A 23969-nucleotide genomic window follows, 5' to 3' on the forward strand; every position below is an offset into this window, starting at 1 on the left:
ACCACCTACGAACAGTGTGATCACAGTATGTGATCAAATGGAATCGTTGTCAATATCCCGATTCGCCGAGGTTTCACACATCAATTCATGAAAGGAATGGTTCGTGCTGGTCGAAACTACAAACTACTACGCCCGTCCTGGGCAGGAAGCGGCAGTGCTTGCGCAGCGTCGGCATGCCAGCGCTATCAGAGCTCGCCTTGGGCTACTTCCCGGCGAGATCTTCACCAAGGTTGAAGGGGCCGGGCCAGACGTCCGGTGGCAATGCGTGTTCGAGACGCAAGAAGCCTACGAGGCGGACATGGCGACACGTGCGCGGAGCCCGGAGTTTGCTGAGGCCCGGCAGTACATGCACCAGCTTGTACAGCGGTTTGAGCGCCACCTGGAGAAACTGGCGCTCTAGCGTCGTCGCGGACCGGAAAAACCCAGGGAAGGATCGATTCCGACCGGGCGAAGCCACTCAATCGCCGCCTCCGATGGCGGCATGCCTCGTAGGTGGTGGTCGTGCGCAAGATCCTCGGCGACCCCTTCAAGCTGTTCCGGGTCCACGGTCCTCCACCGCTTCGATAGCTCATGGGCACATGCGGCTATCCACACGCTTTCCGGGAGGTCGACGGGTCGGGGTTCCATGTCGCCAAGAATACTGGATATTCATACAGTATTCAAGTACGCTCCGAATGCGCCTAGTGCTGGCAGAATCCAGAAAGGTAACCGTCATGAAACAACCCGACTGGCAATACGAGCTTCATGTGCACGGCATTTCGAAAGGGAAGCTGTCGCTGGACGACTTCGCAGAGCTATCGAAGAAGCTCGCTGACTTGCTCGGGTCGAAGGAGAAGGTGCATTTCGGCGCCCTGAAGAACGGGAGTGCCCGGTTCCAACTCAAGGTGGAGCCTCCAGTTCGCCAGACAGTCAGCGTTCAACTTCTGCGAGCGAAGAACGATGACGGTCCCGGGGCCAACAAAGTTGTCTGGATCGATGAGTTCCTGGCGAAGAAAGGTTGGCACGGCGAACTCAAGAACGAACAGGGCAACGTCGTCATCAACTTCCCGGGTGCAATCAACAAGCCAGCCCCCGAACCCGTGCAGACGGTACAGCAAGCCAGCACGATCGTCGGCCAAGTCATAAAGATTGGTGGCCGGGATGAAACCGTCCCTATGCAGATCCGAACCCCTGACGGCCCGTTCGTCGATGTGAATGTGAAGGGTCGGGAGCAAGCCAGGAAGCTTGGCCATCATCTCTTCGGCGCTGATCTGAAGTTCAGCGGCAACGCGACATGGACGAGGGACGAAGCGGGTCAATGGAGTTGCAGCGATATGGAAGTGCTTTCTTTCGAAGAACCGGACCCCAGTTCATTGGTTGACCTGTTCGCTTCGCTTCAGCAGGTTCCGGACAACCAGTGGCACAGCGTTGATGACCCGATCGCGGAATGGAAGAAGCAGCACCGGGAGGACCACTGATGAAGGTGCTGATCGATAGCAATGCACTGATCGCTCTTCTCGATCCGCGTGTCCCGAAGAGCTTGGCGGATCGGATGAAGGGGCTGCTAGAAGACATCGACAAGTCCAATGGGAAGCTGATCATCCCGGCACAGGTTGTCGGCGAATACATCGCGGGGGCTGGGCCCGCTGGTCAACCCATCCTCACCGGCCTCGTAAAGAACCGACGCATCGAAGTCGTGAGCTTCGACCATGTGGCGGCGACTGAATGTGCGCTGATGGATCGGGCGGCTCAGGCGACTGGGAACAAGCGAGCCCCTCTCGCCCGGGACGCCATCTGGCAGAAGGTGAAGGTAGACCGCCAGATCGTGGCGATTGCAAAGGTCCACGGGGTGGATGTGATCGTCTCGACTGACGGCGATATCCCGAAGCTCGCCCAAGCGGTCAACATTCGATCAGTCCCAGTCAGGGACTTGCCGCTTCCGGTCTGGGCGCAGCAGCTTCATATCGACGGGATAGCCGAGGTAGCCTTGGAAGCACCGCCCAAAACGGCAGTATCGGCGCCTCGCCGCATGAACCTCGGTCGAAAAAGTCCGCCAACTCCGGGCGGCGTCTGAGCGAGTGGTTTACTTCCGGCCCGGTGAGGCAGCAACCGGATTGGACTTGGGCTTCTTGCTGTCCAACCGCCGCAAGATCAAGTGGATGGTGGACAGGTAGACATAGAACATCCAACTGAGCCACAGAGAAGCGTCGTAGTCGGTCTTCTGTTTGTCGTTGTGATGGCGAATCCCGAAGTTGTTCGCGATGTTGAAGAGGTCCGCCTCATCCTTGCTGGTGATCGCTTCCCCCAACCTAGGACGCAGGGCTTCCAGTACTCCAGCCAGGTCCGCCACCGCATGACGCCGGGTATCAAGCGATGCACCGTGGCGACGGTACTCGGTCTTCGCTGCCTCGATCCGTTCCGCGATGGTCTTGTCCTCTGTCGGAACGGTGGCCTCGTAGAGTTGCTCGAAGCCGCTGGGGGGTAGCTGAAGGATCAGGCCATCCGGGGATAGCTCGAACCTGCGTTCATACAGAGCCAAAAGCTCGTTGATCCGCTTCCTGAACTCCCGTTGACCCGCTGCCCTGTCGAACGTCTCCCAATGCATCCCGCACTGGTTGTACGAATGCATATGCCCGTCCATCGGCTTGGAGACACGATCGAAAAGAAACTCGATCATGTCGAACAGATCGTCTTCCGAATAGCTCCTTGCCCAGCCGTTGATGGGCCACAACTGACGATCCTTTCGGAGCGTGACAAGGAGCGTGTACTCGATATCCGAAATCTTTCCCTTGATGCCGTCCGGCTCATCGACGCAGAAGAAGCCGAAGTATTCGTGCGTATAGCCTTCATCCTCAAGCTGCGCATACAGCCTGACGAACAGATCGCGGATGGTTTTCAACTCCAGGCCAGCCGAGCGCGGATTGATTCCGGTCCGGAGCGAATAGGGCACTTTCGGCATGAACCGATTATCTGTTGCGGGGTATGCAGTCGATCAGCTATGCCGGTGCTGGACTGAGGCGCAGTGGCGGCCCGTGAGCCCGGAATCCTCGAACTGGGACTCACATCCGGCTCACACTTCAACCTAAGTTCTTGTCCCGATTCGGGATTTCAGTTTTCTGCATCATTGGACCTACCTCGACGGCCTGTCCCCGAGCAACCCTCGACTACCGGTCCTCGCACAACCGTGAGGCTCCTTCCTAACCGGGCCCCTTTGCAGACGTTCCCGCATCCCTAACCGAACGTCGGCAACCTCTATAACTGCAGTTGGATGGGCATCGCCGACGTGCTCGAGCGTCGAATCACGGCGCTGGCCTATTTTCTCCGCGCTCTCGGTCCATGCCCTCCTCCGGGCCCTGCAACGCACGCGTATACACGCGCCGGTTCGAAGCGGCCCATGCCACCAAGAACGGCGGCCGCTTCGGTGCGCCGATCCTCAATGGAATTGCCTGTGTGAAGCACGGAACGCCGCCAGGCGCTACGCCGATGACGAAGCGTCGACCTGGCTCAGGTTAATCCTTCTACTGCCTTCGCGATTGCCCGCCATGCCCAGGCAAACACCATAGACGCCGGCCAGCCGAAAGGCACCGAGTACCGGTCGCGGACGAGCGATTCAGCGAGCGCAACGTCCGAATCGCCGAGGCCAAGCTCTCTCGCGCCCCTTGCGGCCAGTAGAGGACAGGGATGATCGACGACGCATCCGATTGCATCCCGTGGAAGGGCTGATAGCAGAGCATAGTACCCTGCGTCTATCGCAACCAGCGCGCGGTTCGATTCGCTTGTCCACGGCGATTCCGCATCGCGCATCAGGTCGACAGCCAATCGGAGGTACCGTTGTTGTCTGCTAGTCATGGCGCTGCCCATAAGGTGAGGATCGGGGCTTTCCAAAGCTGGAGCGAAGGTGAAGCCTCCACCTTGCTTTCAATACTGTGCTTCGCGCTCCAGCTCAGACCAGATGAGGTCGGTGATGTCCAGCGCATCTTCATGTCCGCGGCACGCGAGCCTGTTGGCAATGAGCTCCCGTATCGATGCGATTTGAGCCGGCGGACCGTCAAGCCTATAGAGCCGCCCAGACGTCGTTTGAATCGACCGTAGGGCGGGGTCGATCCCGGCAATCGCCGAACTGACGCGAATTGTGAGCACACCAACTCGGGTCGCGGCTGTCACCCCTGCAAGCACTGCAGCACCGTCACGGAGTCGAGCGATACGCCACTGCCGGATTGAAAGGATTTCCTGCAACTGCACGGGGGGCGCCAACCGGACTTTGAAGAACAGGCAGCTCATTCGATGAAGCGGTAGAGGAAGGTCCGCGCCGTGCACGGCGTCATGTCGAACCGCTGGTCGCCTTTGCCTGAGCTGCCCGCAACTTGAATGCAGCGCGGAGCTGCTCGTACTCCACCTCTGTGAGGCCAACATTTTCGGAACAGAGGACGACGAACGGCCTCCATGCGTCTGGAAGCTCGACCCCAGACCGGTGCCGGACAGCGAGTCGTCGAGGATGACCCACTTGTCTGCAGCATCGGGATGCGCATGCAACCAGCGCTCGATCTCAACGGAGCGCTTTTCTGACCGACTTCCCCGGGGCGTTGTCCAGTCGGCATGAAGGCTGTTCCATACGAACGACAGGCCGCAGCGCTCGAACACCTCCGCCAACTCCTCCCTTGTGAACAGCCACCACCAACTCGTTGTGAGCACGTAGAGGGGGCCGAACTCCCGGTGCAACTGGGCAAGAAGCTCACAGGCTCCGGCATCGAAGAGCTGCTTCCAAATCTCCGCCGGCTCGCCAGTGCCCGTTCCGAGGCCGGCAAGTGCGAGCTTCGCGTCGTAACCGCCAAACGGGTTGTTGAGCACCAGAATGTCGTCGAGATCCAAGAGGAGCACGATCCGCTGCTCATCGGCCTGGTTCTCATCGCTGTCTTCTGTTGGCGCCGCCGGTTGACGCCCACCGCCGTTCCCGGCTTCGTCCAGCCGTGGCACATCACCTGCGAATGGAATCATCGTTCGGGCGTCCTCGGTTTGCCGATCGCTGTCTTCACGGCGTTCCAGGTGTGGAACTCGACCACGTTGAGCTGGGCCGCCGACAGCAGGCCCTGCGCCGTCGCCACCTCTAGCAGCTGGCCATGGCCGGGGCTGAGGGCCGGATCGAGCTGGCGCACGCCGGGGATTTCGCCTGCGTCGAGGTGCTTCTGGAAGAACAGTTCGCCAGTGATGCCCGCCGGAGCGCGCACGAGCGACACCGGGCGCCCCTTCAGGTGTTCCAGGATCAGCGGGCCGACGAGCCCGTAGAACCGCACGAGCTCGATCTTGGTGATGCCCGTGGAAGGGTCGATGACCCGCTCGGGGTTCGTGACCCGGAACTTCGCCGGCAGCGTGTGCTGCACCACGCTACCAGGCTCCGGACGCAGGTGGTGCGGAAGCTCACGCACGATGGTCTTGGCGGGCTTGTCAACGCGAAGGCCGCGAAAGACAGGGTGCCGCACGTGGCCGGCCTTCGTCCACTCGGTGAATGCGACCTCGGCGATCAGCTGCGGCTTCACCCAGTTCGCGCCGCGCGCCTCGGCGGCGGCGCCCTTGAACGGGCTGGAGGTCGTCGCGAGGGGCGCCAGCTTCTCCAGCAGCTGCGCCACGATCTTTCCGCTCAGGCCCGACCCGACATTGCCGGAGTAGAGCAGGTCGCCGTTCGCGGCGTGCACGCCCACCAAAAGCGCTCCTATGCCGCTTTTCGTGCCTCGCTGGAACGTCCACCCACCGACGACGAATTCCTGCCTCTGGAGGCATTTGAGCTTGATCCAGTCCGTCGAGCGACCGGGGACGTAGGGGGCATCCTTCTTCTTGCCCATGATCCCTTCGAGGCCCAGCTTGCAGGCGGACCCGAGCACATCCCGCGGCGCGCCGGCGAACGCCTCGCTGAACCGGATCGATTCGGGCGAGTCCGTGAGCAGCTCCTTCAGGAGCGCACGACGCTCGACAAGCGCAACCTGGCGCAGGTCCAGGCCGTCGTGGTGCATCAGATCGAAGAGGTGGAAGGTGATGTCCTTCGTCCTTGCACTGTCGAAGGCGTTCTGCAGCGCGCCGAAGTCCGGTAGGCCGTCGTCGCCGAGGAGGTTGTGGCGTTGGATGACGCCTTGGATGGCTCTGTTGAGGGACTTGGAGTCGAGGCAGGTGACGTTGCCCCTCTTTGTTGCCCCTGCACTTCCTTCAGCGCGATACAGCCAGATCCGCTGCTTGAGGGCGGGCGGCGCCTCGTGCACGAGGTCACGCGTGCTTGCGATAGCCTGTTGCAGCACTGCGCCTTCGGAGAGGTCGAAGCACAGATCCTGCTCATCGAGCCGTTCGCTCGGTTGAGTTGTCGCTTGCCTTCCAAGGGCGGCGCGGCCAACAGTGGAGCGGACTTTCTTGCTGCGGTGCTTGGCGGTGCGCATGCGGATCGTGCCAGGCAGGAATCCCGGCCAGCAGCAGCACGGTCTCGCCTTCGAGCAGGCTGCCGACGAAGACGGTGGCATAGCCGTATTGGGCAACCAGATGGGCGATGGACATGGCGCCCGATGTTATGCGGGCGCCGCTGCCGATCCGGGTCGGCGCAGCCGGTGCGCCTAGTGGAAAACACCCGCCCTCTCTTGCACGCCGAGCCAAGCCGCCGCATTCAGATCCAAACCGGCGCGGCGCTCCTTTCCTATCCCTTGCCCTCTCTTCGCGAATGCCTCGAGGCCACTCCGGCGCCCCGCCGGATTCCAAATGGGGGCTATCGCTGTGTGCTGCTGCTGGACAGCAATGTGCTGTTGTTCGGAGCCTTCATTGCCTACGCTCTCACGTCACCGTCGCCCATTGTCGCGATCGTGGGCGCGCTTTTGTCCTGGGTGCTGCTGGGAAATCGAGTCAACCAGTTGAGGCACGGCTGACGCGGTGTCTGATCAGGGCCCATGAAGTCGCGGCGCTCCCCACGTCGCCATGAACCGCTCGACCCATACTTGCTCAAAGTGCGGCGCGCAGTTTGACGCGGCGCGCATTCGTTTGCGCGATATGCCGTGGACTTCGACAACCGATCGGGAAACCCAACGCCGGTACCGCTTTTCGGGATGCCCGCCCTTCGGAATGAATCTGAGGTAAGGCTCGAAGCTGGACGAACGCTTCTGGACAAGCCCGCACAGTGCCGGGGGCCTGGCACGGAGCCGCTATGGAGCCACCGCGTCGCTGCTGGCGTTCATGCTGCTCTGCGTCGTACTGTTACGGCAACGAGCAGCCAGGACGGTGCATTGAGCCCTGGCGCGTTGCGCTCAGTGGCCGCGATCGGAATGGCGCTGCGAGCGCAAGCGAGCGTTCAGCCCCGGATGCGCTGCGCCCAGCACGGCGTTGGTGCCACCGAAAGCGAAGGAGTTCGACATGGCCCAGCGCAGGCCGGGCGCGTCGCGCGCCTCGCCACGCACGACATCGATGGAGAACGCCGGATCGAGCTGGCGCAGATGCGCGGTCGGCGGCAGCCGGCGGTGCACCAGCGCTCTGAAGGTCGCGACCAGTTCGAGCGCGCCTCCGCCGCCCAGCAAGTGGACGTGGATCGCCTTGGTTGCGCTGACCGGGGTGTGGTCGCCGAACACATCGTGGATCGACGCCGCTTCGGCCGCGTCGCCCGCTGCGGTCGCCGTGCCGTGCGCATTGATGTGTCCGATGTCGGCGGGCGAGAGCCCGGCGTCCGCCAGGGCGGCGCGCATCGCGCGCGCCTGACCGGACGGGTCAGGGTTGGTCATGTGGGTGCTGTCGATGTTGGTCGCGTAGCCGGCCAGCACCAGGTCGATTCCGGCACCGCGCGCCCTCGCATGGGCCTCCGATTCGATCACGAGTGCCGCGGCGCCCTCCCCGCCTTGATCGGGAATCGTACCTAGTCCAGTTCGGCAAGCGAACGACGGTTCGCCGAACGGCCCGCCCTGGCGCATCATCAGTCGTATCTCTGCCAGACGAAATTGCATTCCTTGGCACCGTCAGCGATGCGATGCCCGGGACCTCCACGAGTGAAGACGACGCGATCGGGCAGATAGGAATTGAACGCAGCATTGTCGATCTGGCAGATCACCGGTGTGAGTTCGGGCACCCCCATCGCGGTGGTGAGCTCGTGATAGAGGCATCGCGTGATCTTGATCTCGAAGCGCCGCTCCGTGCGATCGACCACCTGGAGGGTGTTCCACCGGGTCGGCCCCGTCCGGTTGACCTTGATTTCCTCATCGCAGAGATGCTCGAACGTGCGCTCCTCCTCGACCGCACGGTAAGCGATGTTCCATTGGGCCATTCCGCCGGTGAGGATTGCGACCCGCATGATCTCGAACGCCCTCCCCTGCCCGACTCTCTCCTTCAGATTGATGTAGACCCACAGGGGAAGCGCGCACATGTCGACCAGTTCGGCTGGAAACCGCGGATCGATCGTCTTCTTGAAGCGAGAGACCGTGAGCTTGCACTTGAGCATGAACAGCAGGGGAACCCGCACCTCGCGGGCCAGCAAATGCAAGAGAATGGGCGTGGTGATCTTCTTTAGATCCATGCCACGGGGCGGCGCCTCCGCCTCAATTTGCGGCGCGACCGCTGACTGCGCAGGATCACTGCTGGCGGTGTTCATCGCGGGCCATTGGTTGGCAGGGACCGAAGTTCGCCAACGAGGCAAAGCCTGCCGTTGGGAGATCTATTCAGCATCGTGCGGCAGACGTCACACGCGCGCTCTGTCATCACCTGCCAGCAGGTTATAGAGCCACGCGAAGAACGCGCCGGCAGCGAAGAACCACACGGCAAACACAATGGCGGGGTAGATGACGGACCACCAGGAAAGCGCTTGGCCCGTTTCCAGGCGCCGGAAGTCAAGTCCGTGAAACAGCGCGTTCATGAAGTTCATGAAGGGCTCCGGAAACGCTATCCAGACCAGGGTGCACAAGGCATAGAACAGCACGATCGTGCTCGACAGAATCACACCGGTTTTGAAGGGCTTCATGATTGCCTCCGAATGCCGCTAGCCTCGGCGAGGCCCGGTTTGAGGGACATCGCCGCCGCCGAAGTGCGGGATGAAGGCAGGTGTCCTGCCGCGATACGCCTCATATTCCTCGCCGAATTCGGCGAGTGCGTCCTGTTCCTCCGCCTTGGCAAGTCGGACGTACATCCAGACCAGGATGGGGAACATCACCAGCGTGGGGATCGTTGGCCATTGCAGCAGGAAACCAAGCATGATTAGGATGAAGGCAACGTACTGGGGATGCCTCATCCGGGCATAGAGGCCCGCAGTGGCCAGGCGGTGTTGTTGCTGAGCCTGGTAGAGGACTCGCCATGCCGCCGACAGCATGATGAATCCGCCAAAAATGAGGACGTCGCTGGCGAGGTGGAACGGACCCAGGTGCGGGTTTCCGCGCCAGCCGAAGATCATCTCCGGAAGGTGGCCGGCATCATGGGACAGGAAGTCGATGCCAGGGAACTTGGCCGAGAGCCAGGGCAAGAGGAAATAGATCGATAGCGGAACGCCGTACATCTCCGTGAACAGCGCCACGATGAAAGCAGAGAAGGCGCCAAACGAGCGCCAGTCGCGCGAGGTCTTCGGCTTGGTGAAGCTGAAGGCAAAGATGATGAAGACCGCCGAGTTGATGATCACCAGCGACCAAAGGCCATAGCCATATTGCGCTTCGTGGCTCATCGCTGCTCTCCCTTGACATTGCTGTCGCCCCGGGTATCCCGGGCGTCGCCGCCTTCCTGGTTCTGCCCATGCCCGTGCCCATGGTGCATGAACAGATGCATCAACGGGCACGACGCCAGAAGAAGGAAAGGCAGGAATTGAATGACGTGCGCCCGGTGCTCCGTCCAGAGGAAGTAGCCGATCACGAGGAGAAAGCCGATCGTGACCAGTTTCGACCTGGAGATCTTCCGCTGGGTGATGTCCGGATGCTCGTGACTGTCGTGGTCGTGATCCATACTTTCCTCCGACGCAATTGATCTATTTGGAATTTGTGTTCGCAGCCGCCGCTCGGGCCTCGCACTCGCATTCCACCGCCTGTTGAATGTCTCGTTCACACTGCCGCGAAAGGCGCCAGGTGACCCACACCGCAGCGATGGGGCAGGAAAGCAGAACGACTGCGAGCAGGATCGTGAGGGGGGAGACTCCGAACCAGTACACGATCGCGATCGCAAGCAGGGTTGCGAGCGCGGAGCAGATCCAAGCCACGATGTGCCTCATGTCGCCTCCGCACTGACGTGAGCAAGACGAACGCGCTTCAGCAATGCCGAGTTGGCCACCACGCTCAGCGAGGACAGCGCCATGGCCGCCGCCGCGAAGATGGGGTTCAACAGACCAAACGCAGCGACCGGGATGCCAATCGAGTTGTAGATGAACGCCCAGAAAAGGTTCTGCTTGATCTTGCGCATCGTCGCGCGGGAAAGCAGGATGGAGGTCACCACATCACGGACATCATCGCGGACGAGGATGATGCTTCCGGTTTCCTTGGCGACGTCCGAGCCGGACCCGATGGCAATGCCGATCTCGGCGGCAGCCAGCGCCGGGGCGTCGTTGACGCCGTCTCCCACCATGGCCACGACTTCCCCTTGCTTCTGCAATGCGTGAATGGTTTCGACCTTGTCTTCCGGCATCACTTCGGCAATGACATGTTCGATGCCAACCTGCCGGCCGATCGCCTCGGCGGTTCGGCGGTTGTCACCGCTCAGCAGCACGACCTTGACGTCGCGCGCCTTGAGTGCGGCGACCGCCTCGGCGGCTTCGGGCTTCACCGTGTCGGCCACGGCCACCACGCCGAGGAGTTGCGTACCGCGGCCGACCAGCATGGCCGTCTTGCCATCGGCTTCGAGCTTGCCGAGTACCGCTTCGGCTCCGCTCGTTGCGATCCCTTGCTTTGCAAACAGACGCCGGTTGCCAAGCCAGACCTGCTTTCCGTCGACCTGGCCCTGAATGCCCATGCCGGATAGCGCACTGATGCTGCTCGCCTTGGGGATGGAGAGCGCGCGATGCTGGGCGGCGCGAACAACGGCTTCCCCCAATGGGTGCTCGGAGCCGGCTTCGACGGCGGCGGCGAGCATCAGCAATTCCGCTTCCCCCTGCTCCGTGAACGGGATGACATCGGTCACGGTCGGCTCGCCGCGCGTGATCGTGCCCGTCTTGTCGAAGACAACGGCGGTGAGCTTCTCGGCACGCTCCAGAACCTCACCGCCTCGAATCAGGATGCCGTTGTCCGCTCCCCTGCCAACGCCGACCATGAGGGCGGCCGGTGTCGCGACGCCCAGCGCGCAGGGGCATGAGATGATCAGGACCGCCACGAATGCGAGCAGCCCCTGCGGGAAGTGGCCGGCCACGGTCCATCCGACCAGGGCCAGCAGGGCAACGGACACCACGGCAGGTACGAAGTACCCGGTCACCTGGTCGGCGAGCCGCTGAATCTGCGCGGTGCTGGCCTGGGCATCCTCGACCATCTTGATGATCTGCGCGAGTGCGGTATCGGCGCCAATCTTCGTCGTCTGGAAGGTGAAGGCGCCGCTGCGGTTGAGGGTGCCGCCGATGACCGCCGAGCCGGGCTTCTTTTCCACCGGCATCGACTCGCCGGTCAGCATCGATTCGTCGACGCTGGATTCACCCTCGATCACCTTGCCGTCCGTAGGAATCTTTTCGCCGGGGCGGACCATGACGGCTTCGCCGACCATGATGCTCTCCGCCGGGATTTCCACTTCCTTGCCAGCGCGCAGCACGTGCGCGACGGCGGGCCGCAGATCGAGCAGGCGCCGGACCGCCGCCGACGACTTCTTCTTGATGATCTCCTCCATGTACTTGCCCAGCAGTACGAAGGCAATGATCACCGCGGATACCTCGAAGTAGACGTCCCGCTCTTCGACCTTGACCGGCAGCCAGGTCGGAAAGAACAGCACCACGACGCTGTAGAAGTAAGCCACCGACGTCCCCAATGCGATGAGGAAGTCCATGTTGACGTTGCGGGTCCGGATGGCGTTCCACGCTCCCTTGTAGAAGCTCCAGCCGCCGATGAACTGAACCGGGGTCACCAACAGGAAGAGCCACACCCCCCAGGTGAACCACGGCAGTGCGGGAATCGGCGCCCAGGTCAGGAGCGTCGCTCCGGCCGCCAAGGCCAGAAAGGCACCTGCACGCAGCACGGCGAGCGCGAGCACGCCGGTGAGCGCAATCGTCACGCGCGTCTTCATGGCCTTCAATTCGCTCTCTGGCGATTCGAAGATGCGCAGACAGCTCTCGCTGCAGAAGTAGTATTTGCGATTGCCGCGCTCAGCCGAAAGTGCCGTGGCCTTGTCGACCATCATCCCGCAGATGGGGTCCTTGGCGAGTTGTTTGGCGCCGCTGGCTGCAGGCACGCTGGTTGGCGGCTGGAGAAGGTATGCCCCGGGATTGGCGAGGAAGGCGTCCTTGCAGTGCTGGGAGCAGAACCAATAGCGCCGGTGGTCAACTTCCGCGCTGAGGGTGGCTTCATTCGGCGTGACGTCCATGCCGCAGACCGGGTCCCGCACCCGCTCTGAGGTCTTGCTTTGGAGCAGCGACGTATCCCCGTGCTCACGCCCCAGAGTCACAACTGATCCGTCCGACATGGAGGCCTCCTCAAACGGTTCCAACCGCCTGCAGTGGAAGATTCACTATTTGAGTATCGGACTGGCGATGTACATGTCAGTTGATTTCAATCAAATCGTCGCGATCGCGGAGCTACGCGAAACCCAGGCCGCACAGCTCCCTCGCGCAACCCGGCAGAGAAATCAAGCTGAGCTGCTCCGGGAGAGCAGATCACCAGAATTCACTTGGTCGCGGGTGCGGGCGCCGACTCGCGGTCCATCATCATTTGCATCATGTGTTCCATCATGTCCATCCGCCTGGACATCATTTCGTGGTCGCCGTGCATGGCACCCATCCCTTCCATGCCCATGCCGCCCATGCCGGGGCCTGGCGTGCCCTTTCTCATCTGATCCATCATGGCCATCCCGTCGTTCATGACCTTCATGTGGTCAGCCATCAGGGCTTGGCGCTCCTCGGGAGTCTTGGCGGCCAGTATCTTCGCGTGCATCTCCTCCATGGCTTTCATCTGCATGTTCATCTGAGACGGCGTGGGCGCGGTCGACTTGGCCGCAGGCTTTCGCGCTTTCGCAGTCGCCGCGGAGGGATGGTGGGTGGCGTGCTCCGCATCCGAGGACTGGGCAAAGGCACCCGTCGAAAGCGCCGCAGCGACCACAAAAAGAAAGACAGAACGCATATCAGGCTCCTAGTGACTTGCTAGGATCGCAGCGCTCCTGCTCATCCGGCTTGATGCATATCAAAGCGATTGGACGCATAGCACCGGTCACCCTAAGCCGGTTGTGGGCAGCGATACCTCCAGATTTTCGCCGTCGCACCTTTTCTACGAGCACCGCTCTCGCGTTGCCTCGCGCTGCGAACTCTGACCGGGTTCCAGATCGGTTCCCGACTCCAAGAGCGGCCTGTTCCGTGGCTTCGACCACGCCCTGTTGAACGCTTGAGCGGCCCATCCTGGCACCTCCTCGGATGCCCCCCGCAATGGCGGGCCAAGATCGGCTCTACAATTGGTAAATGCGCCGCGTTCGTATCTGGATGGTTTGGCTGATGATGTTGGCACTGCCCTTTCAAGGGTACGCCGCCGCCTCGATGCGCGCGTGCATGACGGAGAACACGATCGTCGCGGCGGACGCCATGACGCCGATGTCGGCAGCCCCCGATCAGGCGCTCGATGCCGACCACGACGGGGCGCACGGCCCTGTCGCGAAAAGCGTCGGCGACACACCGGGCGCCGCATCTCCCGATGTCGATCATGGCTGCGGTCTCTGCAATCTTTGCGGCGCCTGTCATGGCATCGCCTTCATCGACACCCCCTCGTTCGCCACCGGGTCACCTCTTCCGCAGGCCGACCTGATCGAACCTGAAGCCGCGCCCGTCGCGGTGCCTGCTCGCCCGCTCGAGAAGCCCCCGCGCGCCTGAGACGCAACGGCCGCGCTGGCTGAATGGCCCCCCGGGGGTCGTCGGCCTCCCGCACCCTCCATCCGCGTAGCCGACTGCGCGGGCGCTTGCGTGCCTGGCACGCGCTCCTCGAATCGACCCCTTTCCATCATGCAATTCAGCGCACCTCGACGAACGTTCCTGCATCGCGTCGCGGCCAGCGGCGTGGCCGGCGGCCTGGCCCTGTGGCGGCCCCCGGCGCTTGCCATCCCGCGAACGTCCGAACCCGCCAGCCTGAGCGGCACGGAGTTCGACCTCTCCATCTCCGAAGTGCCGGTGAACATCACCGGCCAGACCCGCAGCGCGACCCTGATCAACGGCAGCTTGCCGGGACCGACCTTGCGCTGGCGCGAAGGCGATGTCGTGACCCTTCGCGTCCGCAACGAGCTCGCGGTCCCCACCTCGATCCACTGGCATGGCATCCTGCTGCCATCGACCATGGACGGCGTCCCGGGGCTCAGCTTCCACGGCATCGCCCCGGGCGAGACCTTCACCTATCGCTTCAAGGTCAGGCAGCACGGCACCTACTGGTACCACAGCCATTCGGGGTTTCAGGAGCAGACCGGCGTCTATGGGGCCCTGCTGATCGAGCCCCGGCAGCCGGAGCCGGTCGCACACGACCGCGACTACGTGGTCATGCTGTCCGACTGGACCGATGAAGATCCGGTTCGGATCAAGGCCAAGCTCAAGAAGCAGTCGAACTACTACAATTTCCACCAGCGAACGCTCGGCGACCTGATCCAGGATGTCCGGGACAAGGGCTGGAAAGCCTCCCTGGACGATCGATGGATGTGGTCGACCATGCGCATGAACCCGACCGACCTCGCCGACGTCAGCGGGTACACCTACACCTATCTGATGAACGGGCAGGCGTCGGAGGGCAATTGGACGGCGACCTTCCGGCCCGGCGAGCGCGTCCGCCTGAGATTCATCAACGCCGCCGCGATGACGTACTTCGACGTGCGCATTCCGGGAATGAAGATGACCGTGGTCGCTGCCGACGGCCAGCCTGTCAGGCCGGTCACGGTCGATGAATTCCGCATGGCGGTGGCGGAGACCTACGACGTCATCGTCGAGCCCGAAGCCGGCGTACAGGCCTACACGATCTTTGCCCAATCCATGGACCGCACTGGCTACGCAAGAGGAACGCTTGCCTTGCGCGAAGGCCTCGCCGCACCCGTTCCTGCGGTGGACGTGCGCCCTCTGCTGACCATGGATGACATGGGGATGAGCCATGACGGCATGGACCACGGCTCGATGCAAGGCATGACGGGCATGGACCAGGATCACGGCTCGATGCAAGGCATGACGGGCATGGACCAGGATCACGGCTCGATGCAAGGCATGACGGGCATGGACCAGGACCACGGCTCGATGCAGGGCATGACGGGCATGGACCAGGACCACGGCTCGATGCAGGGCATGACGGGCATGGACCAGGACCACGGCTCGAGGCAGGGCATGGCAGGCATGGACCACGGCGTGATGCATTCGGGGCAGCAGATGCAGGCGCACCCTGCGTCTGAGAGCGGCAACCCGCTCGTGGACGCGCAGGCCATGAGTCCGAAGCCCAGGCTCGACGATCCCGGAGTCGGATTGCGCAACAACGGCCGCAGGGTGCTCACCTACAGCGACCTGCGCAGCACCTTTGCCGACCCTGACGGTCGCGCGCCAGGTCGAACGATCGAACTGCACCTGACGGGTCACATGGAAAAGTTCGCGTGGTCCTTCGACGGGGTCAAGTTCTCCGACGCGCAGCCCATCCACCTGAAGTACGGGGAGCGCATCCGGCTGGTGCTGGTGAACGACACCATGATGACCCACCCGATCCATCTGCACGGCATGTGGAGCGACCTGGAGGACGAACAGGGCCGGTTCATGGTGCGCAAGCACACCATCGACATGCCGCCCGGCTCCCGCCGCAGCTATCGGGTCACGGCCGACGCGCTGGGCCGCTGGGCCTATCACTGCCACCTGATGTTCCACATGGAGACGGGCATGTTTCGCGAAGTCCGGGTCGAGGAATGAAACACGCCATGAACCACGGACGCTTTCGAGGCGCAGCTCTCCACGCGCTGATGCTCGCGCTGGCATCGGCATCCTTCCAGCCTGCCAGTGCGCAGGCAGCGGACCACGCGCATGCGCCGGATGACGCCATGGAGCCCATGGAACCCATGGAACCCGTGGAACCCTCGCAGCCTGTGCACTCCCCGGTGCCGCCGCTGACGGACGAAGACCGCGCGGCTGTCTTTCGCGATCCCGGCCTGCACGACATGGGCGACCGGGACATTCATTCGTTCTTCCTGGTCGACAAGCTCGAATGGCAGGACGTCAACGCCGGCGGCCTGCTGCACTGGAGCGCGTCGGGCTGGATCGGCGGCGACATCGACCGGCTGTGGATTCGAACCGAAGGCAAGCGCCACGACGGCAAAACGGAAGACGCCGAGCTGCAGCTGCTCTGGGGCCACGCCTTGAACCCTTGGTGGGATGTGGTCGGCGGCATTCGCCAGACCTTCAAGCCGGGCCCCTCGCAGACATGGGCAGCGCTCGGCCTGCAGGGGCTGGCGCTGTACAACTTCGACGCAGAGGCCACGATGTTCGTGGGCAATGGAGGCCAGTCGGCAGCCCGCCTGGCCGGGACCTACGATTTCCTGCTCACGAACCGGCTCGTCCTCCAGCCATCGGTCGAAGTGAACTTCTACGGCAAGGACGACCGGCAGCGCGGAATCGGCTCCGGGCTTTCGAGCAGTTCGCTCGGCCTGCGCCTGCGCTACGAGATCCGGCGCGAATTCGCGCCCTACCTGGGCGTGACCTGGGACCGCTCGCATGGACGCACGGCCGACTTCGAACGGCTGAAGGGCCAGGACCTTCGGCAATTCAGGTGGGTCGCGGGCGTGCGGCTCTGGTTCTAGACGAGGCCGCGTCCCCGATGCAACCGACTTTCCATCCTTCTTCCACTTCACGAGGACTTTCCATGCCATCCCTTCTCCACACCCTCAAATGCGCCTTCGTCGGTTTCACGATCCTGGCGGCGAACGCGGCGCTCGCCCATCCGAAGCTGCTGACTTCCACACCCGCTGAAAATGCCGAGGTCCCGGCGCCCGAGAAGATCGAACTGCACTTTTCGGAGGACCTCATGCCCCAGTTCTCGGCGGCCAGCCTTGTCATGACCGGCATGCCCGGGATGACGGGGCATTCGCCAATGAAGATGACCATCAAGGTTTCGGCCACCAAGGACCCGAAGACGATGGTGATCACGCCGACCCAACCCCTGACGGCCGGAACCTACCGAATCGACTGGCGGGCCGTGTCGTCCGACACCCATCGCGTCACAGGAAGCGTTCCCTTCAGCGTGAAGTAGCAGCGACATGGGTGACGACTGGCAGGCCATCGCGGTTCGCTTCGGCCTCTACCTGGACCTGATGCTGCTCTTCGGAGTGCCGCTGTTCGGGTTGTACGCGTTTCGGCGTCATGAGCGCGCGCTGTTTGCACGCAGGCCCCTCGGCGGCCTGCTGGCCGCGACAGGGATTTTCGGCGTCGCGCTTTCCGTCCTCGGCATGGCGGTGATGGCCAAGTCCATGAGCGGTGCGGAGGACTACGCGTCCGTGGAACGGCATGTCTACGAGATGGTCGTTATGCAAACGGACGTGGGCATCAGCTGGCTGGTGCGCATGGGTGCGCTGGCACTTGCGATCTGCGCTGCCGTGTTCCTTGGGCGTTGGCCGACCTTTCGCCTTTCCGCCATCGCAGTACCAGGCGCCGTGGCGCTTGCGAGCCTCGCTTGGACCGGGCATGGCGCGATGGACGACGGTGCGAAGGGCTTGCTGCACCTGTCGGCAGACATCCTCCACCTCCTAGCGGGTGCCGCCTGGGTGGGTGCGCTCGTGATGTTCGTACTGCTGTCGGTGCGGGCGAGCTTCGCCGCAGCAGATCGAGCGGAACTGCTCAGCAGGATGCTCGGCGCCTTCGCCAATATCGGCACCGTCATTGTCGTGACCCTCGTGATCACCGGCGCGTCCAACTACTGGCTGATCAGCGAGGGGGCATTGCGGGCGCTAGTTTCCACCGATTACGGCGTGTTGATGCTCGTCAAACTCTCGCTCTTTGTCCTGATGCTGGGGCTGGCCGCGGCCCATCGATACCTGCTGAGTCCTCGGCTAGTCGGTGCGTTGCGACATGGTTCCGCTTCGGAAGCGCTGGCTGCATTGCGCCGAAGTCTCGCCGTCGAGTTCACTGCCGCCACAGGCATCCTGATGCTGGTGGCGTGGCTTGGAACGCTTTCGCCGTCGGTTGCCAGCGGTTGAACCGCACTCCTTCGCTGTGTGCGCTCGGCACCAGGTCCCAGCAAAGTGCGCTTTCAGCGCGCCCGATGCGTCGACGTCGGCCTTCGTTTTGATGCCCGGAGACATGGCGCCCCGGCTCTAGCAGGCTGCCGAAGTACCGGCCCTGCGACGGACGCTTCGGCTGGCATGAACCGAGGCAGTTGCGTCGCCTCATCCACCGTCCCCGCGAGCGGTTCACCGGCGCCGATGAAATTGGCGCCCGGTGATGGCTTGGCTGGACTCCAGTGAGTCGGATTTCGCTGGCCCAATTTGGACCCGGTGCTGCCTGTCGCGCCATCGACATCAGGACATCCCGGACTTCCCGCGCGCCATGTACAAGTTCCGCCGCAGCTCGATTTGAGCGGGTCTGGACTCCGTAGCCGACTACGGTTTTGGAGTTGATCCTAATCAAAGTCACTTCATGAACTCGACCATATGCTGATCGAGGCACTTGAACCTGCCCTTTGCCGACTGACCATGTTCCGCGACCGTCGCCGTCTCCGCCGCTTCCCCATCCAGGTTTTCCTGGCATGGCTGTTCGGCATCGCGACGGAGCATGAAGCGCCACGACTACGCGAACTGAAGGAGCATTGACATGAACTTGCCGTTCGACCCTAAGCAAGGGCACCGAGCCGGCCCCAACTGGTCTCGCATCAACCAGTGGCTGTTGTGGATAGGCCTGGCTGCGGCCGTGGCCTGGATGTTCTTCCGTCACAACGCCCACTTGCTGCAGTTGCTGCCCTTTCTCTTCATTCTGGCCTGCCCGCTGATGCACATCTTCGGCCACGGCGGCCACGGCGGGCATGGCGATACCACGCCTCGCAACCCGGAAGAACCTGCGGCTCGGCCGGAGCACAACTCGAACCCGCAACCCCCCGCCGGTGGCCACGCTGGTCATCAACACTGAAGCTCTGTGGGAAGCAGATGGAAACCACCGAATTGAAGGTTGTCGCCATGACCTGGGGGTTCTGTGCCGCCTCGGTCACCAAAGCGCTCAAGCGGGAGCCCGGAGTAGACAATGTCAATGTGCAAGTCGACCTGCCGAGCGGCATCGCTCGGATCACGGGCGAGCATTCCGGGCGCGCGTTGTCCAGAAGCACGGCTGCTGCTGCGATTGACTGGCTTGCATGAACACGCAGAGCATTCCGCAAGGGGCTTTCGCGCAGGATGCGGCGCTCGCCGCGTATTGGCTGGACCTGTTATGGCGGGCGGTCGAAACGGCCGACACGCTACGCCAACGCGCGGCCAACATGGCCGAACACGAGGCGGCCGGCATGCCGCCGCTACTTCACTTCGAGTCCGAGCAGATTGCCGACGGGCACGACCTCGAGCCGCCCTGCAACTACCGGCTGCTGCGGGTGACGCGCTGCGGTTCTGACGCGCTCGAGCGCCACGTGCGCAAGGGTGCTGCGCCGGTGATGGTCGTCGATCCGCGCGCCGGCCACGGTCCCGGGATCGGGGGCTTCAAGCGCGACTCCGAGGTTGGGATGGCCTTGCTGGAAGGCCACCCGGTCTATTTCGTGGTCTTCGATCCCGAGCCCGCGGAAGGCCAGACCCTGGGCGCCGTGGTTCGCACGCTTGCCGTGTTCATCGACTTGCTGGCTGCGCGCCATCGCAACCAGCGTCCGATCGTGTACGGAAACTGCCAGGGTGGCTGGGCACTCATGTTGGCCTTGTCGCACTGCCGTCACCGTGCCGCACTGGCGGTGCTCAACGGCTCGCCGCTTTCTTACTGGGCGGGCGAGCGCGGCGTGAATCCCATGCGGCTTCTCGGCGGCTTCACCGGTGGAACCTGGCCCGCGCATTGGCTCTCGGACCTAGGCGGCGGCACCTTCGACGGGGCCTGGCTGGTGCAGAACTTCGAGGCGCTGCGACCGGAGGGCGTCTTCCGGAAGTACGACACGCTGTTCGCGCAGCCGGGCCTGGAGCGTGAGCGCTTTCTGGAGTTCGAGCGTTGGTGGAACGGCTTCTATTTCTTGGGTGGCCAGGAGATGCTCGCGATCGCGCGCGACCTTTTTGTCGGCAACCTCCTCGAGGATGGCAAGGTGGTGGTCGACGAGCACTGCCATGCCGACCTGACAAGCGTGCGCACTCCGCTGGTGATCTTCAGCTCGTACGGCGACAACATCACGCCGCCGCACCAAGCCCTGGGTTGGCTGCCGGCCATCTATCCCTCCACGGAGGCCCTCGTCGCGGCCGGGCAGCGCATTGTCTTCCTGACCCACCGCGAAGTGGGGCATCTGGGCATCTTCGTTTCGGCGGACGTGGCGCGTCGTGAGCATCGCGCGATCCTCCACCATGCGCAGTCCATCGAGCGACTGGCCCCGGGGCTCTACCAGATGCTGCTGGAGGACGCCCCCTCGGCCGAGGCCGCGCCCCGGGCGCGCTTCGAGGCACGGCGCGTGGAGGATCTGCAATTCGATCCGGCACCGGCCGGTTTCGACAACGTTAAGGCGGTGTCCGATGGCCTCGAGCGGATCTATGCGCAGTGGGTCTCGCCGGCCGTGAAGGCAGTCATGCGGCCCGAGATCGCGCGGCCCTGGCGCGCGGCCCATCCGATGCGCGCCAGCCGGATGCTGTGGTCCGAGCGCGCCGTGCCGGCGCTGGCCTGGCTGCCCTGGGCGAGCGACTGTCTCGAGCGCCTCGGGGCCGCAGACCCGAAGCGCGCGAACAACCCCTGGTACCGCCTGGAGCGAGCCGGGGCCGACGCAGTGGCACAGGCCTGGACATCATGGCGAACGTTGCGCGATCTGTGGGCCGAATGGACCTTCGAACAAACCTACGCCGTGTGGCCAAGCTTCCAGGTGGGTCGAGACGGGGCCATCCTGAACAAGGCGTCATCCACACCAAGTCACTCATGCGGACATCAAAGTCATGAATGCCAATGAAGATCGCAAAGCCTTTCTCGTCGGGGCCGGAATCGGCGCATTGAGCGCAGCGGTGATTCTCATACGCGACGCGGGGTTTGCAGGACCGAACATTCGAATCATCGAGGAACTCCCGGTCGCTGGTGGAGCCCTCGATCGCTCGGGAAACGTCTACAGCGGCTACGTGTCTCGCGGCGGTCGAATGCTCACCGAGGAGACCTATGTGTGCCTCTGGAACGTGCTCGACGGCATCCCCTCGCTGGATGACCCGGGGACGTCCGTCAAGGCGCAGGCGTGGTCCTTCAACCGCGAGTGGCGATCGGACGCAAAGGCGCGGTTGATCGACCGCGACCGACGCATCCTCGATGCGAGTGACCTTGGATTCAACGTGCAGGACCGCCTGGAAGTCATGCGCCTTCTGGTGACGCCGGAGCGTTCATTGCACGCGAGACGGATCGAGGACTGCTTTTCGTCGCACTTCTTCGAGACCAACTTCTGGGCGATGTGGCGGACGACCTTCGCGTTCCAGAACTGGCACAGCGCGGTGGAACTCAGACGCTACATGTTGCGTTTCCTGCAGGAATTTCCGCGCATCCACACGCTGGCCGGCGTTCGGCGCACCCCGCTGAACCAGTACGACGCCATCGTCCGCCCGGTCGAGCGCTGGCTCACCGAGCGAGGCGTGATCTTCCAAAGAGGGACCAAGGTCGTGGACGTCGACTTTGTCGAGCAGGGATCGCACCGCCGGGTCGAGGCACTGCATGCCGTGTGCGAAGGACGCGAGACCATCTATCGCCTCGACCCGGACGATCTGGCGCTGATCACCATCGGGTCCATGACTGCAGATGCGAGGTACGGCGATGACGATCATGCGCCGGAGCTGGTACGGGACAAGCGTGACGGTGCTTGGACGCTATGGGAAGCCATGGCCCGGAAAGCCCCGGGTTTGGGCCGACCAAATGCGTTCTGCGGAAACGTCGACTCAAGCAAGTGGGAGTCGTTCACGCTGACGTCGCGATCCCCGACTCTGATTCAACGCATCGAGGCGCTGACTGGCAATGCGCCCGGCACGGGCGGGCTGATGACATTCAAGGATTCCAGTTGGCTGATGTCGATCGTGGTGCCACATCCGCCTCATTTTTCCGATCAGCCCGAGGGCGTCTACACGATCTGGGGGTATGGGCTCTTCGTAGACAAAAAGGGTGACTACATCGACAAGACGATGGCACAGGCGTCGGGTCGCGAACTCCTCTCGGAGCTGATTCATCACCTGAAGTTCGAGGACATCCTCGACGAAGTGCAGAAGAGCACCACGGTGATCCCCGCAATGATGCCGTACATCACCAGCGAGTTCGAGCGGCGGGACGCAGGCGACCGGCCGCCGGTGATTCCGTCGGGATCCACGAACTTTGCGCTACTGGGTCAGTACGTGGAAATTCCCGAGGATGTCGTGTTCACGGTCGAGTACTCGGTGCGCGGCGCCATGCATGCCGTCTACGGGCTGCTGCAAATGGACAACGAGATCCCGCCCATCTATCACGGCATCGCAGATCCGAGCGTCGCGCTTGCCAGCTTGAGAACGCTGATCCAGTGAACTCGGGCAGCGAAGTGCCGCTCGACACCACGCGCGTGAAGCCCATGACACACGGATCCACCCGTCCAGCCACCAAATCGACCGGCGCGCAGGGCTGGGAGCGGCTGGCTGCCCGATTCGAGCTGCCGCTGGTTACTGCGCACGATGTCGCGGAGCTGGCGCGGTCGTTGGCCGAGCGGGTCCAGCCCCTCCCGTGGAAGGTCGCCGCGGCGGTCGACAAGATCGGATTCGGGCTGGTCCCCGGGCATCACACCACGCCCATCGTCGTGGCGATCGTCTCGGCGGCCGGTGTTCCGATGCCGCACCTGGCCATGTCGTCCCCGAGCCATGTGGTCAGTGGCCTGGCCGTCATGGCGGCGCTGTCGAACGTCCGGCTCAACCGGGAACGGCTGATGCACGTGTTCGAGCAGGAGGGAGGCTGCATCGCCGACGCCGCGTGCGCAGCTGCGGTGACGGACGCGGCGACTGCGGCAGCAGTCGCGGAGACCCGGCATCCCGCGACGCTGGCGCTCTGGCTCGCGGCCATGTTGTCTGTGCGGATCGCGGCGCAGGTGCCGCGAGTGCTCGTGGACGTCGCCGTCGGCGCCGGCACGGGCGTGCCGGACGATGACACCTGGCACGCGTTTCGAGACCTGTGTATCGGGGCGGGAGCGCAGCTCGGCCTGCAGGTGCAAGCGTCACGCTCGGTCGGTTCGCAGCCGGTCGGGCGGGGCATCGGCCCTGCCCTGGCTGCGCGCGACGTTCTGGATGTCCTGCGCGGCGCTGCCGCGGCCCCGATGGATCTGCGAATGCACGCGCTCGTGGAGGCTGGTCGTCTGTTGGAGCATGGGGGCGCCAGTCGGGCGGGTCAGGGAGAACGTGACGCCTGGCGGTTGCTCGACAACGGGGCGGCGTGGTCGAAGTTCGAATCCCTCTGCCGGAGCCAGGGCGACTGGCGGGAGCCCGCGGCCGCGCCGCTTCAGGCTCCCGTCTTCGCAACCTGCGACGGGTATGTGCGACTCATCGATGGCCAGGCGCTTTCACGACTGGCGGCGGCCGCTGGTGCGCCATCCTCGCCGACGGCCGGGGTCGTGCTCCACGTGCGGATCGGCGACAAGGTCGAGCGCGAGCAGCCCCTGCTGACGCTTCACGCGAAGCACTCGCACCGGCTCGCGCGCGCGCAGCAGGCGTTGCGTGACGACCCCGCGATCCGTGTGGAGCCGGCGGTGTAGTCCCGGTGGCGGTGT

At 63.5% G+C, this 23969-nt stretch carries 25 protein-coding genes; 15 read left to right on the plus strand and 10 right to left on the minus strand.

The genetic code is table 11. The features are described from left to right. The first annotated feature begins 103 nt into the window (after nucleotides 1-103). The 3 genes from VAR608DRAFT_RS07320 (at nucleotide 104) to VAR608DRAFT_RS07335 (ending at nucleotide 2053) form a co-directional block, all read left to right on the plus strand. Nucleotides 104-400, plus strand: a complete 297-nt coding sequence (locus VAR608DRAFT_RS07320) for a hypothetical protein (RefSeq protein ID WP_088953457.1) — start codon at nucleotides 104-106, stop codon at nucleotides 398-400. A gap of 313 nt (nucleotides 401-713) precedes the next feature. Further along, nucleotides 714-1457 carry a hypothetical protein gene (locus VAR608DRAFT_RS07330; RefSeq protein WP_088953459.1) on the plus strand — a complete coding sequence of 248 codons (744 nt, stop codon included), beginning with the start codon at nucleotides 714-716 and terminating at the stop codon, nucleotides 1455-1457. Then, on the plus strand, nucleotides 1457-2053 hold the full coding sequence (locus VAR608DRAFT_RS07335) for a type II toxin-antitoxin system VapC family toxin (protein WP_088953460.1): 597 nt from the start codon (nucleotides 1457-1459) through the stop codon (nucleotides 2051-2053). Before VAR608DRAFT_RS07330 ends, VAR608DRAFT_RS07335 begins: the two co-directional genes overlap by 1 nt. A 9-nt stretch (nucleotides 2054-2062) precedes the next feature. Here the strand turns inward: VAR608DRAFT_RS07335 and VAR608DRAFT_RS07340 are convergent, their stop codons facing one another. The 3 genes from VAR608DRAFT_RS07340 to ligD form a co-directional block, all read right to left on the minus strand. Further along, nucleotides 2063-2938, minus strand: a complete 876-nt coding sequence (locus VAR608DRAFT_RS07340) for a hypothetical protein (protein ID WP_231973319.1) — start codon at nucleotides 2936-2938, stop codon at nucleotides 2063-2065. Between the two features lie 959 nt (nucleotides 2939-3897). Next, a complete protein-coding gene (locus VAR608DRAFT_RS07345; RefSeq protein ID WP_088953461.1) occupies nucleotides 3898-4974 on the minus strand; it encodes an HAD domain-containing protein in 1077 nt (358 codons plus the stop codon). Continuing rightward, nucleotides 4971-6398 carry a non-homologous end-joining DNA ligase gene (ligD, locus tag VAR608DRAFT_RS07350; RefSeq protein WP_231973321.1) on the minus strand — a complete coding sequence of 476 codons (1428 nt, stop codon included), beginning with the start codon at nucleotides 6396-6398 and terminating at the stop codon, nucleotides 4971-4973. Before ligD ends, VAR608DRAFT_RS07345 begins: the two co-directional genes overlap by 4 nt. A 174-nt stretch (nucleotides 6399-6572) precedes the next feature. Here ligD and VAR608DRAFT_RS36825 point away from each other — a divergent pair, with 174 nt between their 5' ends. Further along, nucleotides 6573-6875 (plus strand): hypothetical protein, encoded by a 303-nt coding sequence (locus tag VAR608DRAFT_RS36825; protein ID WP_157730707.1) that lies wholly within the window; start codon nucleotides 6573-6575, stop codon nucleotides 6873-6875. Between the two features lie 375 nt (nucleotides 6876-7250). On the opposite strand, the gene VAR608DRAFT_RS07355 is transcribed toward VAR608DRAFT_RS36825, so the two are convergent. From VAR608DRAFT_RS07355 to VAR608DRAFT_RS07390, 7 genes are all read right to left on the minus strand, one after another. Beyond that, nucleotides 7251-7907: a hypothetical protein gene (locus tag VAR608DRAFT_RS07355; RefSeq protein WP_231973323.1), complete on the minus strand. Its 657-nt coding sequence runs from the start codon at nucleotides 7905-7907 to the stop codon at nucleotides 7251-7253. Then, nucleotides 7907-8578 (minus strand): L-2-amino-thiazoline-4-carboxylic acid hydrolase, encoded by a 672-nt coding sequence (locus tag VAR608DRAFT_RS07360; protein ID WP_197700489.1) that lies wholly within the window; start codon nucleotides 8576-8578, stop codon nucleotides 7907-7909. The genes VAR608DRAFT_RS07355 and VAR608DRAFT_RS07360 overlap by 1 nt, the downstream gene beginning before the upstream one ends. A gap of 87 nt (nucleotides 8579-8665) precedes the next feature. After that, nucleotides 8666-8944, minus strand: a complete 279-nt coding sequence (locus VAR608DRAFT_RS07365; protein WP_088953465.1) for a DUF5676 family membrane protein — start codon at nucleotides 8942-8944, stop codon at nucleotides 8666-8668. Nucleotides 8945-8962: 18 nt separating this feature from the next. Next, a complete protein-coding gene (locus VAR608DRAFT_RS07370) occupies nucleotides 8963-9634 on the minus strand; it encodes a methyltransferase family protein (protein ID WP_088953466.1) in 672 nt (223 codons plus the stop codon). Continuing rightward, nucleotides 9631-9909 carry a DUF2933 domain-containing protein gene (locus tag VAR608DRAFT_RS07375; RefSeq protein ID WP_088953467.1) on the minus strand — a complete coding sequence of 93 codons (279 nt, stop codon included), beginning with the start codon at nucleotides 9907-9909 and terminating at the stop codon, nucleotides 9631-9633. The genes VAR608DRAFT_RS07370 and VAR608DRAFT_RS07375 overlap by 4 nt, the downstream gene beginning before the upstream one ends. A 258-nt stretch (nucleotides 9910-10167) precedes the next feature. Further along, nucleotides 10168-12552: a heavy metal translocating P-type ATPase gene (locus VAR608DRAFT_RS07385; protein ID WP_269458538.1), complete on the minus strand. Its 2385-nt coding sequence runs from the start codon at nucleotides 12550-12552 to the stop codon at nucleotides 10168-10170. A 200-nt stretch (nucleotides 12553-12752) separates the two neighbouring features. Then, a complete protein-coding gene (locus tag VAR608DRAFT_RS07390; protein WP_088953469.1) occupies nucleotides 12753-13205 on the minus strand; it encodes a hypothetical protein in 453 nt (150 codons plus the stop codon). A gap of 332 nt (nucleotides 13206-13537) precedes the next feature. On the opposite strand from VAR608DRAFT_RS07390, the gene VAR608DRAFT_RS07395 reads away from it, so the two are divergent. The 11 genes from VAR608DRAFT_RS07395 to VAR608DRAFT_RS07440 all read left to right on the plus strand — a co-directional run bounded on the left by VAR608DRAFT_RS07395 (nucleotide 13538) and on the right by VAR608DRAFT_RS07440 (nucleotide 23954). Then, nucleotides 13538-13942: a hypothetical protein gene (locus tag VAR608DRAFT_RS07395; protein WP_157730709.1), complete on the plus strand. Its 405-nt coding sequence runs from the start codon at nucleotides 13538-13540 to the stop codon at nucleotides 13940-13942. A 129-nt stretch (nucleotides 13943-14071) separates the two neighbouring features. Continuing rightward, nucleotides 14072-15988 carry a copper resistance system multicopper oxidase gene (locus VAR608DRAFT_RS07400; protein WP_088953471.1) on the plus strand — a complete coding sequence of 639 codons (1917 nt, stop codon included), beginning with the start codon at nucleotides 14072-14074 and terminating at the stop codon, nucleotides 15986-15988. Between the two features lie 8 nt (nucleotides 15989-15996). Then, complete coding sequence (locus VAR608DRAFT_RS07405) at nucleotides 15997-16872, plus strand: copper resistance protein B (RefSeq protein ID WP_088953472.1); 876 nt, start codon at nucleotides 15997-15999, stop codon at nucleotides 16870-16872. Nucleotides 16873-16934: 62 nt separating this feature from the next. Next, nucleotides 16935-17321 carry a copper homeostasis periplasmic binding protein CopC gene (copC, locus tag VAR608DRAFT_RS07410; protein WP_088953473.1) on the plus strand — a complete coding sequence of 129 codons (387 nt, stop codon included), beginning with the start codon at nucleotides 16935-16937 and terminating at the stop codon, nucleotides 17319-17321. A 7-nt stretch (nucleotides 17322-17328) separates the two neighbouring features. Next, the gene (gene copD, locus VAR608DRAFT_RS07415; protein WP_088953474.1) at nucleotides 17329-18264 is read left to right on the plus strand and encodes a copper homeostasis membrane protein CopD; all 936 of its coding nucleotides are present in this window, start codon (nucleotides 17329-17331) and stop codon (nucleotides 18262-18264) included. 453 nt (nucleotides 18265-18717) lie between these two features. Further along, nucleotides 18718-18876 carry a hypothetical protein gene (locus VAR608DRAFT_RS36830; protein ID WP_157730711.1) on the plus strand — a complete coding sequence of 53 codons (159 nt, stop codon included), beginning with the start codon at nucleotides 18718-18720 and terminating at the stop codon, nucleotides 18874-18876. Nucleotide 18877: 1 nt separating this feature from the next. Then, a complete protein-coding gene (locus VAR608DRAFT_RS07420; RefSeq protein WP_088953475.1) occupies nucleotides 18878-19189 on the plus strand; it encodes a DUF2933 domain-containing protein in 312 nt (103 codons plus the stop codon). 17 nt (nucleotides 19190-19206) lie between these two features. Continuing rightward, complete coding sequence (locus VAR608DRAFT_RS07425) at nucleotides 19207-19413, plus strand: heavy-metal-associated domain-containing protein (RefSeq protein ID WP_088953476.1); 207 nt, start codon at nucleotides 19207-19209, stop codon at nucleotides 19411-19413. Next, the gene (locus VAR608DRAFT_RS07430) at nucleotides 19410-21170 is read left to right on the plus strand and encodes a DUF3141 domain-containing protein (protein WP_088953477.1); all 1761 of its coding nucleotides are present in this window, start codon (nucleotides 19410-19412) and stop codon (nucleotides 21168-21170) included. The genes VAR608DRAFT_RS07425 and VAR608DRAFT_RS07430 overlap by 4 nt, the downstream gene beginning before the upstream one ends. After that, nucleotides 21157-22743: an oleate hydratase gene (locus tag VAR608DRAFT_RS07435; protein ID WP_088953478.1), complete on the plus strand. Its 1587-nt coding sequence runs from the start codon at nucleotides 21157-21159 to the stop codon at nucleotides 22741-22743. Before VAR608DRAFT_RS07430 ends, VAR608DRAFT_RS07435 begins: the two co-directional genes overlap by 14 nt. Beyond that, nucleotides 22740-23954: a hypothetical protein gene (locus tag VAR608DRAFT_RS07440; protein ID WP_088953479.1), complete on the plus strand. Its 1215-nt coding sequence runs from the start codon at nucleotides 22740-22742 to the stop codon at nucleotides 23952-23954. The genes VAR608DRAFT_RS07435 and VAR608DRAFT_RS07440 overlap by 4 nt, the downstream gene beginning before the upstream one ends. Nucleotides 23955-23969: the final 15 nt, after the last annotated feature.

The organism is Variovorax sp. HW608 (genome assembly GCF_900090195.1).
Lineage (GTDB): Bacteria > Pseudomonadota > Gammaproteobacteria > Burkholderiales > Burkholderiaceae_C > Variovorax.

What these genes read in the sequence shown, in the direction of transcription:
- VAR608DRAFT_RS07330 (WP_088953459.1), top strand. Translation starts at nt 714, where the DNA reads ATGAAACAACCCGACTGGCAATACGAGCTTCATGTGCACGGCATTTCG.
- VAR608DRAFT_RS07335 (WP_088953460.1), top strand. Translation starts at nt 1,457, where the DNA reads ATGAAGGTGCTGATCGATAGCAATGCACTGATCGCTCTTCTCGATCCG.
- VAR608DRAFT_RS07340 (WP_231973319.1), bottom strand. Translation starts at nt 2,938, where the DNA reads ATGCCGAAAGTGCCCTATTCGCTCCGGACCGGAATCAATCCGCGCTCG.
- VAR608DRAFT_RS07345 (WP_088953461.1), bottom strand. Translation starts at nt 4,974, where the DNA reads ATGATTCCATTCGCAGGTGATGTGCCACGGCTGGACGAAGCCGGGAAC.
- ligD (WP_231973321.1), bottom strand. Translation starts at nt 6,398, where the DNA reads ATGCGCACCGCCAAGCACCGCAGCAAGAAAGTCCGCTCCACTGTTGGC.
- VAR608DRAFT_RS07355 (WP_231973323.1), bottom strand. Translation starts at nt 7,907, where the DNA reads ATGATGCGCCAGGGCGGGCCGTTCGGCGAACCGTCGTTCGCTTGCCGA.
- VAR608DRAFT_RS07360 (WP_197700489.1), bottom strand. Translation starts at nt 8,578, where the DNA reads ATGAACACCGCCAGCAGTGATCCTGCGCAGTCAGCGGTCGCGCCGCAA.
- VAR608DRAFT_RS07365 (WP_088953465.1), bottom strand. Translation starts at nt 8,944, where the DNA reads ATGAAGCCCTTCAAAACCGGTGTGATTCTGTCGAGCACGATCGTGCTG.
- VAR608DRAFT_RS07370 (WP_088953466.1), bottom strand. Translation starts at nt 9,634, where the DNA reads ATGAGCCACGAAGCGCAATATGGCTATGGCCTTTGGTCGCTGGTGATC.
- VAR608DRAFT_RS07375 (WP_088953467.1), bottom strand. Translation starts at nt 9,909, where the DNA reads ATGGATCACGACCACGACAGTCACGAGCATCCGGACATCACCCAGCGG.
- VAR608DRAFT_RS07385 (WP_269458538.1), bottom strand. Translation starts at nt 12,552, where the DNA reads ATGTCGGACGGATCAGTTGTGACTCTGGGGCGTGAGCACGGGGATACG.
- VAR608DRAFT_RS07390 (WP_088953469.1), bottom strand. Translation starts at nt 13,205, where the DNA reads ATGCGTTCTGTCTTTCTTTTTGTGGTCGCTGCGGCGCTTTCGACGGGT.
- VAR608DRAFT_RS07395 (WP_157730709.1), top strand. Translation starts at nt 13,538, where the DNA reads ATGCGCCGCGTTCGTATCTGGATGGTTTGGCTGATGATGTTGGCACTG.
- VAR608DRAFT_RS07400 (WP_088953471.1), top strand. Translation starts at nt 14,072, where the DNA reads ATGCAATTCAGCGCACCTCGACGAACGTTCCTGCATCGCGTCGCGGCC.
- VAR608DRAFT_RS07405 (WP_088953472.1), top strand. Translation starts at nt 15,997, where the DNA reads ATGAACCACGGACGCTTTCGAGGCGCAGCTCTCCACGCGCTGATGCTC.
- copC (WP_088953473.1), top strand. Translation starts at nt 16,935, where the DNA reads ATGCCATCCCTTCTCCACACCCTCAAATGCGCCTTCGTCGGTTTCACG.
- copD (WP_088953474.1), top strand. Translation starts at nt 17,329, where the DNA reads ATGGGTGACGACTGGCAGGCCATCGCGGTTCGCTTCGGCCTCTACCTG.
- VAR608DRAFT_RS36830 (WP_157730711.1), top strand. Translation starts at nt 18,718, where the DNA reads ATGCTGATCGAGGCACTTGAACCTGCCCTTTGCCGACTGACCATGTTC.
- VAR608DRAFT_RS07420 (WP_088953475.1), top strand. Translation starts at nt 18,878, where the DNA reads ATGAACTTGCCGTTCGACCCTAAGCAAGGGCACCGAGCCGGCCCCAAC.
- VAR608DRAFT_RS07425 (WP_088953476.1), top strand. Translation starts at nt 19,207, where the DNA reads ATGGAAACCACCGAATTGAAGGTTGTCGCCATGACCTGGGGGTTCTGT.
- VAR608DRAFT_RS07430 (WP_088953477.1), top strand. Translation starts at nt 19,410, where the DNA reads ATGAACACGCAGAGCATTCCGCAAGGGGCTTTCGCGCAGGATGCGGCG.
- VAR608DRAFT_RS07435 (WP_088953478.1), top strand. Translation starts at nt 21,157, where the DNA reads ATGAATGCCAATGAAGATCGCAAAGCCTTTCTCGTCGGGGCCGGAATC.